Annotated in this window: 11 protein-coding genes and 1 tRNA gene; 7 read left to right on the top strand and 5 right to left on the bottom strand. The window is 67.7% G+C overall.

Features of this window, described 5'->3' with window-relative positions:
* Positions 1–242: 242 nt before the first annotated feature.
* Entirely contained in the window at positions 243–899 is a 657-nt protein-coding gene (locus IEY36_RS05465; RefSeq protein WP_229681148.1) for a ribonuclease D, read from the bottom strand.
* A gap of 168 nt (positions 900–1067) precedes the next feature.
* Here IEY36_RS05465 and IEY36_RS05460 point away from each other — a divergent pair, with 168 nt between their 5' ends.
* Positions 1068–1550: a YybH family protein gene (locus IEY36_RS05460; RefSeq protein ID WP_188965900.1), complete on the top strand. Its 483-nt coding sequence runs from the start codon at positions 1068–1070 to the stop codon at positions 1548–1550.
* Between the two features lie 25 nt (positions 1551–1575).
* Here the strand turns inward: IEY36_RS05460 and IEY36_RS05455 are convergent.
* Together IEY36_RS05455 and IEY36_RS05450 are read right to left on the bottom strand one after the other, a co-directional pair.
* Positions 1576–1662, bottom strand: a tRNA-Leu gene (locus IEY36_RS05455).
* A 113-nt stretch (positions 1663–1775) separates the two neighbouring features.
* Positions 1776–3005 (bottom strand): SAM-dependent methyltransferase, encoded by a 1230-nt coding sequence (locus tag IEY36_RS05450; protein WP_188965899.1) that lies wholly within the window; start codon positions 3003–3005, stop codon positions 1776–1778.
* Positions 3006–3159: 154 nt separating this feature from the next.
* Between IEY36_RS05450 and IEY36_RS05445 the strand changes: the two genes are divergently transcribed.
* The 5 genes from IEY36_RS05445 (at position 3160) to fzlA (ending at position 11721) form a co-directional block, all read left to right on the top strand.
* On the top strand, positions 3160–4107 hold the full coding sequence (locus tag IEY36_RS05445; protein ID WP_188965898.1) for a complex I NDUFA9 subunit family protein: 948 nt from the start codon (positions 3160–3162) through the stop codon (positions 4105–4107).
* 252 nt (positions 4108–4359) lie between these two features.
* On the top strand, positions 4360–5799 hold the full coding sequence (locus IEY36_RS05440) for an NAD(P)-dependent oxidoreductase (RefSeq protein ID WP_188965897.1): 1440 nt from the start codon (positions 4360–4362) through the stop codon (positions 5797–5799).
* Between the two features lie 5 nt (positions 5800–5804).
* Entirely contained in the window at positions 5805–10343 is a 4539-nt protein-coding gene (gltB, locus tag IEY36_RS05435) for a glutamate synthase large subunit (protein WP_188965896.1), read from the top strand.
* Positions 10344–10468: 125 nt separating this feature from the next.
* On the top strand, positions 10469–10978 hold the full coding sequence (locus IEY36_RS05430; RefSeq protein ID WP_188965895.1) for a hypothetical protein: 510 nt from the start codon (positions 10469–10471) through the stop codon (positions 10976–10978).
* A gap of 74 nt (positions 10979–11052) precedes the next feature.
* The gene (gene fzlA, locus IEY36_RS05425; RefSeq protein WP_188965894.1) at positions 11053–11721 is read left to right on the top strand and encodes an FtsZ-binding protein FzlA; all 669 of its coding nucleotides are present in this window, start codon (positions 11053–11055) and stop codon (positions 11719–11721) included.
* A 51-nt stretch (positions 11722–11772) separates the two neighbouring features.
* On the opposite strand, the gene IEY36_RS05420 is transcribed toward fzlA, so the two are convergent.
* Positions 11773–12585 carry a tetratricopeptide repeat protein gene (locus tag IEY36_RS05420; protein WP_188965893.1) on the bottom strand — a complete coding sequence of 271 codons (813 nt, stop codon included), beginning with the start codon at positions 12583–12585 and terminating at the stop codon, positions 11773–11775.
* Here IEY36_RS05420 and IEY36_RS05415 point away from each other — a divergent pair.
* Positions 12584–13519, top strand: a complete 936-nt coding sequence (locus tag IEY36_RS05415; RefSeq protein WP_229681147.1) for a Rossmann-fold NAD(P)-binding domain-containing protein — start codon at positions 12584–12586, stop codon at positions 13517–13519. The two genes, IEY36_RS05420 and IEY36_RS05415, sit on opposite strands and share 2 nt — an antisense overlap.
* On the opposite strand, the gene IEY36_RS05410 is transcribed toward IEY36_RS05415, so the two are convergent.
* Entirely contained in the window at positions 13472–14224 is a 753-nt protein-coding gene (locus IEY36_RS05410) for an alpha/beta hydrolase (RefSeq protein WP_188965892.1), read from the bottom strand. The genes IEY36_RS05415 and IEY36_RS05410 overlap by 48 nt on opposite strands.
* Between the last annotated feature and the right edge of the window lie 53 nt (positions 14225–14277).

Below are 14277 nucleotides of genomic sequence, written 5' to 3'. Positions count from 1 at the left end.
GCGCCGGAGCCCGCGAGGGCGAAGTGCGACCGCGCCGCCGGCCGATGCGACGGTGGTGCGAGAGGAGGCGGCCAAGCTGGCGGGCATCGGCGTTGGGCGCGTGAACCAACACGCTGCACAGGTGCCCGCGAGCGCACGGCGGGATCGCGCCCAACCGGCCCGTCGCCCCCGATGCGACAACCATGGGCGCGAAGGCAAGCGGCCCAGATAGGCCGCGCCCGCCGTATGAGGGGCGAAAAAAGCTAGTGGCTCAGGATGTCGGGGTCTTCGTAGCCCAACAGGTCAAGCTTGCCGCGCGCCGGCAGGAAGCGGAAGCAGGCCTCGGCGAGATCCAGCCGGCCTTCCCGCTTCAGCAGCCCTTCCAGCTTCGCCCAGAGCGCATGCAGGTGCAGCACATCGGATGCGGCGTAGGCGAGCTGTTCAGGCGACAGTTCCGGCGCGCCCCAGTCGGAGGTCTGCTGCTGCTTCGACAGGTCGACGCCGAGCAACTCCTTGCACAGATCCTTCAACCCGTGCCGGTCGGTGAAGGTGCGCACCAGCTTGGCGGCGACCTTGGTGCAGACCACCGGTGCCGTGGTGACGCCGAGATAGCGGTACAGCGCCGCGACATCGAAGCGGGCGAAGTGGAACAGCTTGGTCACCGCCGGGTCGGCCAGCAGCTTCTTGAGGTTCGGCGCGGCATAGCCCTGGCCGCCGAGGCTCTCGGGGATCAGTTGCACAAGGTGGGCGGAGCCGTCGCCGGAGGAGAGCTGCACCAGGCACAACCGGTCGCGATGCGGGTTGAGGCCCATTGTCTCGCTGTCGATGGCGACGACGCGGCCGAGATCGAGCCCGTCCGGCAGATCATTACGATGCAGGCGGATCGTCACGCCGGCATGGGTGAAGAGTGTGGTGCCCACGGAATGCGCGCCCTTGACGTTGTTTGATGCCCGCACCGATGGAAAGGCGTCGGCCATGTACCGGCCCTAGACCAGAACGGCGCAGGCGTGAAGCGGCGCCCGCGGTACGGCATGATGGCAGGACGTTTCGCATGCCGCGCCGCGCGAGAAGGCCATGAAAGGAAAACCATGTCGGAAGTCGAAGCGATGCGCCGTGGTGTGTTGTGCGCCGGCGCGACGATGATGTCGTCCCTGCTGGCTGGCGCCGGTCCCGCGGCGGCACAGACCCGGCCGACAACACCGAAGGACTTGATAGAGCAGTTCGCCGCAGCGATCATCGCGCACGATCCTGACCGCATCGCCGGGTTCTACACGGATAAGGCGATGCTGCTGACCTCGGAGGGACAGATCATTCAGGGCCGCGACCACATTCGTGAGGCCTTTGCCTGCAGGGTCGCTTCCGGTCCGCCGCCGACACGGCTGGTCAACGCGCATTCGGGTGGGGGCCCCCGATTTGGCGTGATTTCCTGGACCTGGGCGACAATCATCGCACGCCCGGGTCAAGTCCCGCAGCACCGGCGTGCCCATTCGATATTGTACCTGAAGAATTTGACGGCGGGCTGGCATGTCGTGGCTGACATGTTCCAGGTTTTCGAACCGCCGCAGGACTAGCCTGCGCGCCGTGTTCTGCCAGCCTTGGTGCCCAGGAAAGGACTCGAACCTTCACGACCTTGCGGTCACTGGCACCTGAAGCCAGCGCGTCTACCAATTCCGCCACCTGGGCAAGGGGGCCGGCGCCTTTCGGCGAGGGGCGGGGAATTACCCGTGGCGGTGCGGGCCGTCAAGCGCCCCCGCGCGCTTTTCGGGCGGGGGCGTTCCGCCCGGGTGCGACGCGCCTTAACGCGCGCCGATTTCCGCCAGCCGCCGCTCCTCGTCCTGGATGAAGTCGCGCACCACCGGTACGTCGTCACGACGGTCGGACAGCAACAGCTGGAAGACGAAATTCGACCCGTGCAGGAAGCCGAGTTCGACCGAGGCCAGGTAGAAATCCCACATGCGGCAGAAGCGGTCGCCCATCATGGCCACGGCTTCGTCGCGGCGGGCGTCATAGGCTTCGCGCCAATGCTTGATGGTCCAGTAGTAGTGCAGGCGCAGGCTCTCGCAATCGTCGCACCAGGTGCCGGTGCGTTCGAGCGAGGCGAAGACCTCCGACAGCGCCGGCACATAGCCGCCGGGGAAGATGTATTTGCGGATGAAGGGGGCGGTGGTGCCAGGTGGCGACATCCGGCCGATGCAGTGGACCAGCGCAAATCCGCCCGGTTTGGTCAGCGCCTTGATCTTGCGGAAATAGGTGTCGAACTCGTCGATGCCGATCGCCTCCATCATCGCGATCGAGACGACGCGGTCATAGGTGCCTTCCAACTCGCGATAGTCCTGCTCGCGGAACTCGACGCGGTCGGTCACGCCCTCATCGATGGCGCGCTGCTTGGCGACCGCGCATTGCTCGGGCGAAAGGGTGACGGAGGTGACCGTCACGCCGTAGTTGCGCGCGAGGAAGGTGCCAAGGGCGCCCCAACCCGAGCCGATCTCGGCGACCGTCATGCCCGGCTCGAGCCGCAGCTTGGCGGCGATGTGACGCAGCTTGGCGATCTGTGCGTCGTACAGCGAGGTCTCCGGCGTCGGGTAATAGGCGCAGGAATAGGTCATCGTCTCATCCAGCCACAGCCGGTAGAAGGCAGGCGGGATATCGTAATGGTGGCGGATGTTCTTCGCCGCGAGGCCGAGCGGATTGCGCTGCTGCCACCGCCGCACCGACCGCCAGGCGCGACGCAGCATCTGCTGCACCGGATGCGCGGCAAGTCCCGAACGGTTGATCGAGAACAGATACAGCAGGTCGAAGACCGGCGCGCCGCCCTCCATCACCAGCCGCCCATCCATATAGGCTTCGGCGGTCTTGAGTTCGGGGTTGAGGAAGATCTCCCGCTCCACCGCCTTGTCGGTCAGGTGGATGGTCACTTCCGGCCCGTCCTCCCCCGAACCGAAGCGGTGGGTGGCGCCCGTGTGGTCCAGCACGATGAGCCTGCCGCGCCGGACGAAGCGGCGGAGGAGATGGGAGAGCAGCTTCATCGACGACGGTTTCCTCTCGGGCGGATGGAATTTCCTTATCGCGCCTGTCGATGCGTGTCTCACCTGATTGTGCGAGCGAGGTGCATGATCCGCTGGCCACTTGGTGCGGTGGGGCCGGACCATATGGAGAAGCGGTGATGGAAATGAGGGCGGAATGATGCAGCAGGTAGCGACGGTGTTCGGCGGCTCTGGCTTTATCGGACGCCATGTCGTCCAGCGACTCGCCAGGCAGGGTTTCATCGTCCGCATCGCCGGGCGCGACACGGTCGCGGCCGCCAAATTGTGCACCCAGGGCGATGTCGGGCAGGTGGTGCCCGTCGCCGCCTCGGTGACGAATGAGGCCTCGGTGGCGCGGGCGGTGGCCGGGGCGAGCGTGGTGGTGAACCTGGTCGGCATCCTGTTCGAACGGAAGCCCGGCGATTTTCAGCGCATCCAGGCCGAGGGTGCCGGCCGTGTCGCCCGGCTGGCCGCGGCGGCGGGTGTGCGCAAGCTGGTACATATATCGGCGATTGGCGCGGATCCGGGCAGCCAAAGCCACTATGCGCGCAGCAAGGCGGCGGGCGAAAAGGCGGTCCTTGAAGCCTTTCCGGGCGCGACCATCCTGCGCCCCTCGGTCGTGTTCGGCGCTGAGGACCAGTTCTTTAATCGTTTCGCGGGGCTGGCGGCGGTGCTGCCCTTCATGCCGGTGGTGGAAGGACAGACGCGCTTCCAGCCGGTCTATGTCGGCGATGTCGCCGATGCGGTGATGGCGGCAATCGCGCGCGACGACGCGGCGGGGCGAGTTTTCGAACTTGGCGGCCCGCGGGTGATGACGATGCGGGACGTGCTGGGCTTCGTGCTGGAACATACCCATCGCCGGCGGATGATGGTGCCGCTGCCGCGGGCGCTGGTGGCCATCCAGGCGCGGCTTGGCGAATTCCTGCCGACCCCGCCGCTGACGCGCGACCAGCTGATCCTCCTGGCGCGCGACAATGTGGTGGCGGCGAATGCGGCGGGGCTGGAGGCGCTCGGCATTGCGCCCAAGGCGGCGGAAGCGGTGGTGCCGGCCTATCTGGCGCGTTACCGGCGGGGTGGGGCGCGGCAAACGGTCTTCGGGCGATAATTGGTCCAATTCGGACCAATTTGATGGCACCATGAGGTTGATGGATCATGGCGTACGGTATCCGGCATTGAATTAGGACATTAAAACTGACCTATCAGCGCAAAAAGGACTCGCGCTAGGTGATTCCATGCCTTATGTGACCCTCAGCCAGGGTCGCCGTGGCGGATCGTGCCTTACGCATGCCCGCCTGCCACCTTGCTTGGATGCAGTCCGTAATTTTCACGCAAGAATTATGCCGCCGCGGGGGTTTGCATGGCCGAGAAGATGCTCCAGTTCGTGCGCCTGCAGCAGCGCCAGCCCGACAAGCGCGATGCCGGCGCCCGCCGCGCCGACTGGGCGGAAGTCTACCAGCCCTTCGCGCAGGAAGCCGCCGCGACCCAGGCATCACGCTGTTCGCAATGCGGCGTGCCCTTCTGTCAGGTGCATTGCCCGCTCAACAACAACATCCCGGACTGGCTGAAGCTGACCGCCGAAGGCCGGCTCGAGGAAGCCTACGAAATCGCCGCGGCGACCAATACCTTCCCTGAAATCTGCGGCCGCGTCTGCCCGCAGGACCGGCTGTGCGAAGGCAATTGCGTCATCGAGAAGGGTTTTGACTCCGTCACCATCGGCGCGGTCGAGAAATACATCACCGACACCGCCTGGGAGAAAGGCTGGGTCAAGCCGCCGATGCCGGTGCGCGAGCGCGCGCAGTCGGTCGGCATCATCGGCGCCGGCCCGGCCGGCATGGCGGCGGCCGAACGGCTTCGCACCATGGGCTATCAGGTCACGATCTATGACCGGCATGACCGCGCCGGCGGGCTGATGATCTACGGCATCCCGAACTTCAAGCTGGAGAAGGACATCGTTCAGCGCCGCCAGCAGCAATATGCCGAGGGCGGCATCGTCTTCAGCATGAATGTCGCGATCGGCCAGGACATCACGCTCGACGCATTGCGGGCGAAGCACGACGCCGTGCTGATCGCGACCGGCGTGTACAAGGCACGCGACATCGACAATCCGGGCGGCGACCTGCCGGGCGTCGTGCCGGCGCTCGACTACCTGATCGCGTCGAACCGGAAGGGGCTGGGCGACAGCGTGCCCGAATTCGACTCCGGTGCACTCGATGCCGCGGACAAGCATGTCGTCGTGGTCGGCGGCGGCGATACCGCGATGGATTGCGTGCGCACCGCGGTGCGCCAGGGGGCGGCCTCTGTCACCTGCCTGTACCGGCGCGACAAGACCAACATGCCGGGCTCGATGCGCGAGGTGAAGAACGCCGAGGAAGAAGGCGTGCGCTTCGAATGGCTCGCCGGCCCCGAGGCATTTTTCGGCGAAGACAAGGTGCAAGGCGTGCGCGCCCAGCGCATGCATCTCGGCTTGCCGGACGCGACCGGCCGCCAGCAGGTCGAACCGATCCCCGGCGCGCTGTTCAACCTGCAGGCCGAACTGGTCATCAAGGCGCTCGGCTTCGACCCCGAGGACCTGCCCGCCGCCTTTGGCGAACCCGCGCTGTCGGTGACGCGCTGGGGCACGCTGAAGGTTGACTACCGCACGATGATGACACCGCTGCCCGGCGTGTTCGCCGCCGGCGACATCGTGCGCGGCGCTTCCCTGGTGGTGTGGGGCATCCGCGACGGGCGCGATGCCGCCGACCAGATCCACAGCTTCATCCAGGCACGCGGCGAGAGCCCGGCCATTGCGGCGGAGTGACGACCATGACGCAGCACGAATCCGGTTCCGCCTTCGTCGCCTCCTATGCCGCCGGCCGCGCCGCGCTGGAGGGTGCGGCCCATATCGACATGACCGAGCATGACGCCTGCGGCGTCGGCCTGGTCGCCGCGCTGGACGGCGTCGCCTCCCGCAATGTGGTGCAGGCCGGCATCGATGCGCTGAAGGCGGTGTGGCACCGCGGCGCCGTCGATGCCGACGGCAAGACCGGCGACGGCGCGGGCATCCACATCGAGATCCCGCAGGACTTCTTCGCCGAGGTGGTGGAGCGCGGCGGCGACCGGCTGCGCCCGGGACGCATCGCCGTCGGCATGGTGTTCCTGCCCAAGACCGACCTCGGCGCGCAGGAACGCTGCCGCCAGATCATCGAGACCGAGATTCTCAATGCCGGCTACAGCATCTATGGCTGGCGCCAGGTGCCGATTAACGTCGCCTGCATCGGCGAGAAGGCCAATGCGACGCGGCCCGAGATCGAGCAGATCCTGATCTGGGACCCCGAGCAGCGCGATGTCGCCACCGCCGAGCGCGACATGTTCGTCATCCGCCGGCGCATCGAGAAGCAGGCGATCGCCGCCCAGATCCCCGAGCTGTATCTGTGCTCGCTGTCGGCCCGGTCGCTGATCTACAAGGGCATGTTCCTCGCCGAGAGCCTGACGGATTTCTACCCGGATCTGCTCGATGCGCGCTTCGTCTCGCGCTTCGCGATCTATCACCAGCGCTACAGCACCAACACCTTCCCGACCTGGCGCCTGGCGCAGCCCTTCCGCATGCTCGCCCATAATGGCGAGATCAACACGCTGCACGGCAACGCCAACTGGATGAAGAGCCACGAGACGCGGCTCGCCCATTCGCTGCTCGACCCCTTCATGGATGACCTCAAGCCGATCGTGCAGGCGGGCGGGTCCGACACCGCGACGCTCGACAACGTGTTCGAGCTGCTGGTGCGCGGCGGGCGCGACGCACCCATGGCCAAGGCGCTGCTGATCCCCGAAAGCGTCGGCAACAATGCGACCATGCCGGAGAACCACCGCGAACTGTTCATGTACTGCAACGCGGTGATGGAACCCTGGGACGGGCCGGCGGCGATCGCCGCGACCGATGGGCGCTGGGTGATCGGCGGGCTCGACCGCAACGGCCTGCGCCCGATGCGCTATACCGTGACCTCCGACGGCCTGCTGATCGTCGGTTCCGAGACGGGCATGGTGAAGGTGGCCGAGGACCGCGTCGTGCAGAAGGGCCGCCTCGGTCCGGGACAGTGCATCGGCGTCGATCTCGACGAGGCGCGCTTCTACGAGGATGCGGCGCTGAAGGATGCGCTCGCCGCCCGCAAGCCCTTCGGCAAGTGGACCGCGCGCACCACCGGCATCGACGAGATCCTCAAGCCTGAACTCGACCAGCGCTCGCATTTCGGCGTCGAGGAGTTGCGCCGCCGCCAGCTCGCCATGGGCTACACGCTGGAGGAGCTGGAAGGCATCCTCCATCCGATGGCCGAGGACGGCAACGAGGCCACCGGCTCGATGGGCGACGACACGCCGATCGCGGTGCTGTCCTCGCAGTATCGTGGCCTGCACCACTACTTCCGCCAGACCTTCAGCCAGGTCACCAACCCGCCGATCGACAGCCTGCGCGAGACGCGGGTGATGACGCTGCGGACGCGGCTCGGCAATCTCGGCAACATCCTCGACGAGGACCCGTCGCAGCTCGAGATGCTGATGCTGGAAAGCCCCGTGCTGACTAATGCGCAGTTCGAGGCGATGCGCGGCTACATGGGCAGCACGGTCTGCACTGTGGACTGCACCTGGGCGGTGAGCGACGGCGAGACCGGCCTGCGCCGCGCCATGGAACGCATCCGGCGCGAGGCCGAGGAAGGCGTGCGCTCCGGCTGCGCCCACGTCATTCTGACCGATGAAGGCCAGTCCGCCGAGCGGGTGGCGATCCCGATGATCCTCGCCGTCGGCGCCGTGCAGACGCATCTGATCAAGCACGGGCTGCGCACCTTCACCTCGCTCAACGTCCGCGCCGGCGAATGCATGGATGTGCACTACTTCGCCGTGCTGATCGGCGCGGGCGCCACCACGGTGAACGCCTATCTGGCGCAGGAGAGCATCGCCGACCGCCATCGTCGCGGGCTGTTCGGCAATGTCGGCCTCGGCGATACCGTCACCAAGTACAAGAAGGCGGTGGACAAGGGCCTGCTGAAAGTCATGGCCAAGATGGGCATCGGCGTGTTGTCCTCCTATCGCGGCGGCATGAACTTCGAGGCGATCGGCCTGTCGCGCGCGCTGGTGGCGGAATTCTTCCCCGGCACGCCCTCGCGCATCTCGGGCATCGGCCTGTCGGGCATCGCGCGGCGTGTCCTCGCGCTGCATGACAAGGCCTGGCAGATCGGCGCCGTCGCCCTGCCGGTGGGTGGGCTGTACAAGCTGCGCCGCCGTGGCGAGGTCCATGCCTTCGACGGCAGCCTGATCCACACGCTGCAGAAGGCGGTCGAGACCGACAGCTACCAGACCTACAAGCGCTATACCGAGGCCGTGCGGCGCCTGCCGCCGGTGGCGCTGCGCGACCTGCTGGATTTCCGCATGGACGGCCGCACCGCGGTCGCGATCGAGGAAGTCGAGAGCATCACCGAAATCCGCAAGCGGCTGATCGCCCCGGGCATCTCGCTCGGCGCGCTGTCGCCGGAAGCGCATGAGACGCTGTCGATCGCGATGAACCGCATCGGCGCGCGTTCGGACAGCGGCGAGGGCGGCGAGGATCCGTCGCGCGCCAAGCCGCGCTCGAACGGCGACAACGCGAATTCCGCGATCAAGCAGATCGCCTCGGGCCGCTTCGGCGTCACCGCGGAATACCTCAACAACTGCCGCGAGATCGAGATCAAGGTTGCCCAGGGTGCCAAGCCCGGCGAGGGCGGGCAGCTGCCCGGCTTCAAGGTGACCGGGCTGATCGCCAAGCTGCGGCACTCGACGCCGGGGGTGATGCTGATCTCCCCGCCGCCGCATCATGACATCTACTCCATCGAGGATCTTGCCCAGCTCATCTATGATCTGAAGCAGATCAACCCCGATGCGAGCGTGTGCGTAAAGCTGGTCTCGCGCTCGGGCATTGGCACCATCGCGGCCGGCGTGGCCAAGGCGAAGGCAGATGCGATCCTCGTCTCCGGTCATTCCGGCGGCACCGGTGCCTCGCCGCAATCCTCCATCAAATATGCCGGCCTGCCCTGGGAGATGGGGTTGTCGGAGACGCACCAGGTGCTGCAGCTCAACCGGCTGCGTCACCGCGTGCGGCTGCGCACCGATGGCGGTCTCAAGACCGGGCGCGACGTGGTGATCGCGGCGATGCTCGGCGCCGAGGAATTCGGCATCGGCACCGCCTCGCTGGTGGCGATGGGCTGCATCATGGTGCGCCAGTGCCATTCCAACACCTGCCCGGTCGGCGTCTGCGTGCAGGATGAGGCGCTGCGCGAGAAGTTCACCGGCACGCCGGAGAAGGTCATCAACCTGTTCTCCTTCGTGGCGGAGGATGTGCGTGAGATCCTCGCCGCGCTCGGCTTCCGCAAGCTGACCGATGTGATCGGCCGGACGGATCTGCTGCATCAGGTCAGCCGCGGGTCGGAGGACCTCGACGACCTCGACCTCAACCCGCTGCTGGTGCAGGCCGATGCCGGCCCGCATGCGCCCTACTGCACGATCGAGGGCCGCAACGAGGTGCCCGAGACGCTGGATGCCGAGATGATCCGCGACGCCGAGGCGCTGTTCCGCCACGGCGAGAAGATGCAGTTGCAGTACAACATCCGGAACACGCATCGTGCGATCGGCACCAAGGTGTCGTCGCGCATCACCCGGCAGTTCGGCATGTCCGGGCTGCAGCCCGGACATTTGAATGTTCGCCTGCGTGGCTCGGCCGGCCAGTCGCTCGGCGCCTTCGGCGTACGCGGGCTCAAGCTGGAAGTCTTCGGCGACGCCAATGACTATGTCGGCAAGGGATTGTCCGGCGCGTCGATCGTGGTGCGGCCGGCGCCGTCCTCACCGCTGGTGTGGAATGACAACACCATCATCGGCAACACCTGCCTGTATGGCGCGACGGCCGGTGAGTTGTTCGCCGCCGGCCAGGCTGGCGAGCGCTTCGCGGTGCGCAATTCCGGCGCCACCGCGGTGGTCGAAGGCTGCGGTGCCAATGGCTGCGAATACATGACGGGCGGCACCGTCGCGATCCTCGGTGCGGTCGGCGACAATTTCGGCGCCGGATTCACCGGCGGCCAAGCTTTCGTCTATGACGCCGACGACAATTTCGGCGTGCGCGTGAACCCCGAGACGTTGGTCTGGACGCGCCTCGCCCATCCGCATTGGGAAGGTGTCCTGTGCGACCTGATCGCCCGGCATGTCGCCGAGACGGGCAGTCGCTTCGCCGCCCGCCTGCTGAACGAATGGGCGGTGGAACGCGGCCACTTCTGGCACGTCGTGCCGCGCGAATACCTGAAGTACCTGCCGGTCCCGATGGCCGCGACCGAGGCCGTCGCCGCCGAGTGAGCCTGAGCACCGCCCGGTGAAGCGTTTCACCGGGCGGTGTCGCGATACCTTCCGTTCCCATGACGGCGCGGTAATCTTGCCCCGACCGATGCGCGTCCGGCGCGTCGCAGGAAGGGAATAGAGCCATGCGCCGTCTGACCCTGGCCCTGGTGGCCGCCCTGGCCCTGGTCGTGCCGGCCAAGGCGCAGGAGGTCCGTAACCTCGCATCCGTCAATGGCTGGGTGGCTTATCTCGCGCAGAGCGCCAACGGCCCGCTCTGCGGCATGGGGACCGAAGCCAATTCCCAGGGCCGATTCCTCTGGATCAAGGTCGAACGGTTGGGTCCCGAGTTGCACGGCTTCGTCCAGGTAGGCGACCGCAGTTGGCAGGTTCGCGACGGCGTCACAGGGCAGATCATCATCGGCATCGACCGGCAGCGTGCCGAACTCCACTACACCGGCACCAACCGGCCCGACATGATCGAGGCCTCCTACCGCGGCGCCTTCGACAATTTCATCAATTTCGTCCGCGCCTTCGCGCTCGGCAATCGCATGCAGGTGATCTTCCCTGGTGAGACTGTGGAACCCTGGGGCGCGGATCTGCGCGGCACCCGCGCAGTGACCGACGCCTTCCTGGCCTGCGCCCGGCGTATCTGAACGCGCTGGCACCAAACCCCGGCTGAACGGCGGCCTTTGCGCCGCGGCGGGCAGGGTGGCATAAGCGGCCCATCGTGAGGCTGCTGTTCCACCTTCCCCTCTCCCCCTTCTCCCGCAAGGTGCGTTTGGCCCTGGCCGAGAAGCGCATCCCCTTCGACATGCGCGTCGAGCGCGTGTGGGAAAGGCGTGACGACTACCTGGCCATGAACCCTGCCTGCACCGTCCCCGTGCTGCAGGAGGACAACGGCCTCACCATCGCCGATTCGACCGCGATCTGCGAATATCTGGACGAAGCCTACCCCGACATGCCGCTGCTCGGCCGTACCCTGGCCGAACGCGTCGAGGTGCGTCGCCTGGTGGCTTGGTTCGACGGCAAGTTCCACGCTGAGGTCGGCATGAACCTGCTGTACGAAAAGCAGATGAAGCGAGTGATGGGGCGCGGCAACCCGGACGCCACGGCGATCCGTGCCGGCTACGCCAATCTGCGCCCGCATCTCGAATATATCGGCTGGCTGGCGGAAACCCGCCCCTGGCTGGCCGGCACCTCGCTGACGCTGGCGGACCTTGCCGCGGCGGCACATCTTTCCGCCCTCGACTTCATCGGCGACGTTGACTGGTCGCTGAACGAGGCCGCCAAGGATTGGTATGCGCGGATGAAATCCCGCCCTTCCTTCCGCCCTCTGCTGACCGACCGCGTCAGCGGCGTGACGCCGCCCGCGCATTACGCGGATCTCGATTTCTGAGGGCTGCGACGGCGGGCGGCTGAGTCCTTTTTCGCCCTCAGGCGCCACGCCTCACTGCGCGGGGCCGGCCTCGATCAACGCCATGTTCTGCGCGGCGAGGTCCGCCGTCGCCCCATCGGGCTCCAACTCGATCACCCGTTCCCAATCCGTCCGTGCGCCAGCGGCATTGCCCTGCGCCTGGCGGATGATGCCACGTTCCAGCAGCGCCTCGACATTGTCCCCGTCAAGCTGCAGCGCCCGCGTCACGCTCTCGGCGGCCGGAGGCAACCGGTCCATCCGCCGCAGCGCCGAGGCGCGGACGATCCAGGCCTGGGTCAATGACGGCTCGACAACGACAACCTGATCAACATCGGCCAGCGCATCTGCCGGACGGTCGAGGGCGAGCGACGCCATCGCTCGCTCCGTCAGCAATTCGGCGTCGGCCGGCGTCAGCGCCAGCGCCAGCGTCAGGGCGGCATGGGCGCGCATCGGGCGCCCAGAGGCGATCCACGCCGTACCGGCTTGGCCGAACACCGCCGCACGTGCGGCAATGCCCGCCTGGCTGCGCGTGGCGATGCGTTCCAACGCCTCGGCGGCGCGCTCGGCCTCGCCCAACGACAGCATCGCCAAGGCCGCGCAATGCGCCGCGCCCTCGCCGCCGCCCTGCATGGCCCAGTTGTCGGAGAGTGTCCGCGCGCCTTCCGGGTCGTCATCCAGCATCTGCAGGCAGCGTTCGTATTCCGGTGAATCCACCAGACGCGGCGGTTCGGGCGGCGTTGGCAGGATGTCGTCCTGCTCAGGCCCGGACAACCACCACCACGCGCCACCACCCGCCGCGAGCATCACCATCGCGGCCCCGGCCATAAGGAGGCGGAAGGGCTTCATGGTCGTCAATCTAGTGTTCGGATCCGGTCCGTGCCAGATCGCTGTGTGGGAGGCGGCCATGCTTCTGGTGTTGGGTCTTGGCTATTCGGGGTTGGCGGTGGCGCGGCAGGCACAGGCGGCCGGCCTGGCGGTGCGCGGGACGGCACGCGACCCCGCCACCCTGCCACCGGCGGCGCGGGCCCTTGCGATCCCCTTCGCCGCCGCCGGGGAGGCGATTCGCGATGCCACGCACCTGCTGGTCACCGCGCCGCCGGGCGAGGCCGGCGACCCGATCCTCGCCATCCACGGGCCGGCGCTGGCGGCGGCGCTGGCCACCGGCACGCTGCGCTGGGTCGGCTATGTCTCCACCACCGGCGTCTATGGCGATCGCGGCGGTGCCGAGGTAAATGAGGCGACGCCGCCAGCCCCCGGCCAGCCGCGCAGCCTCCGCCGCCTCGCCGCGGAACAGGCTTGGCGCGACGCCACCCACGGCCGCGCCGCGCTCGACCTGATGCGCGCTGGCGGTATCTACGGGCCGGGGCGTTCGGCCCTCGATGACCTGCGGGCAGGGGCGGCGCGGCGCGTGCTCAAGCCTGGCCATGCTTTCTCGCGCATCCATCGCGACGACATCGCGCTGGCGGCGCTGGCCGCCATGGCGCAGGACCGGGCGCGGGTGCCGCGCGTTCTGCATCTGGTGGATGACGAAGCGGCCGAGAGCGCCGAGGTGATCGAATTCGCCGCCGGGCTGCTGGGCATTGCCCCACCGCCGGGCATCCCCTTCGAGACGGTGCGCGCGACGATGTCCGCCATGGCACTGTCCTTCTGGTCGGAGAATCGCCGCGTCGCCAATGCCGCCACCAAGACGGCGCTCGGTATTGCCTGGCGTTATCCAACCTACCGCGAGGGCCTAGCGGCCATCCTGGAGCAGGAGCGGCGCGAGGGTCTCGCCCAATAGCGCCAGGTCCTGCGGCCGCGACAGCCGATGGTCGCCATCCTTGACCAGATGGATGCGGACATCCTCGCCGGTCAGCGCCTCGCCGATGCGCAGGGCGTGGCGCCAGGGCACATCCGCGTCGCGCTGGCCTTGCAGGATGCGCACCGGCACGTCGACCGCCAACGGGGCGCGCAGCAACACGTGGTTGCGGCCATCCTCGATCAGCGCGCGGGTGATGGGGTAGGGGGCGCCATACTCGCTCGGGCGGTGCCAGACGCCTTCGCGCTCGATGGTCGCGCGAATCTCGGGCGTGAAGTCGGCCCACATCAGGTCTTCGGTGAAATCCGGCGCCGGGGCGATGCCGACCAGCGCCCGGGGTGGGCGGTGTCGCGCCAACAGCAGCGCAATCCAGCCGCCCATGGACGACCCCACCAGCACCTGCGGTCCCGGCGCCAGGGCGTCGAGCACACAGGCGGCGTCCTCCGCCCAGCGACCGACGGTGCCATCCACGAAGCGCCCTTCTGAGGTGCCGTGACCGGAATAGTCGAAGCGCAGGAAGGGCGTGCCACGCGCCTCGCACCAGCCGGCGAGGAATTCCGCCTTGCTGCCGGCCATGTCGGAATTGAAGCCGCCGAGGAAGACGACGCCGGTGCCCCGGCCCGCGATGCGGCGCCAGGCGAGGTGGATGCCGTCGCCGCGGTCGAGGGTGCCGGTCTGCTCCTTCATGGGGGTGGCGCCGTGCAACCGTTGGAGAGGGGCTCCGCCGCTCTCCAAACCTC

It is taken from the genome of Neoroseomonas lacus, assembly GCF_014644535.1.
Taxonomy (GTDB): Bacteria; Pseudomonadota; Alphaproteobacteria; order Acetobacterales; family Acetobacteraceae; genus Neoroseomonas; species Neoroseomonas lacus.
Note: the sequence above shows the minus strand (reverse complement) of the source record. Positions and strands in the feature narration are given on the sequence as shown.

What these genes read in the sequence shown, in the direction of transcription:
- IEY36_RS05420 (WP_188965893.1), bottom strand. Translation starts at nt 12,585, where the DNA reads ATGAAGCCCTTCCGCCTCCTTATGGCCGGGGCCGCGATGGTGATGCTC.
- IEY36_RS05415 (WP_229681147.1), top strand. Translation starts at nt 12,584, where the DNA reads ATGGTCGTCAATCTAGTGTTCGGATCCGGTCCGTGCCAGATCGCTGTG.
- IEY36_RS05440 (WP_188965897.1), top strand. Translation starts at nt 4,360, where the DNA reads ATGGCCGAGAAGATGCTCCAGTTCGTGCGCCTGCAGCAGCGCCAGCCC.
- IEY36_RS05430 (WP_188965895.1), top strand. Translation starts at nt 10,469, where the DNA reads ATGCGCCGTCTGACCCTGGCCCTGGTGGCCGCCCTGGCCCTGGTCGTG.
- gltB (WP_188965896.1), top strand. Translation starts at nt 5,805, where the DNA reads ATGACGCAGCACGAATCCGGTTCCGCCTTCGTCGCCTCCTATGCCGCC.
- IEY36_RS05410 (WP_188965892.1), bottom strand. Translation starts at nt 14,224, where the DNA reads ATGAAGGAGCAGACCGGCACCCTCGACCGCGGCGACGGCATCCACCTC.
- IEY36_RS05450 (WP_188965899.1), bottom strand. Translation starts at nt 3,005, where the DNA reads ATGAAGCTGCTCTCCCATCTCCTCCGCCGCTTCGTCCGGCGCGGCAGG.
- IEY36_RS05460 (WP_188965900.1), top strand. Translation starts at nt 1,068, where the DNA reads ATGTCGGAAGTCGAAGCGATGCGCCGTGGTGTGTTGTGCGCCGGCGCG.
- IEY36_RS05445 (WP_188965898.1), top strand. Translation starts at nt 3,160, where the DNA reads ATGATGCAGCAGGTAGCGACGGTGTTCGGCGGCTCTGGCTTTATCGGA.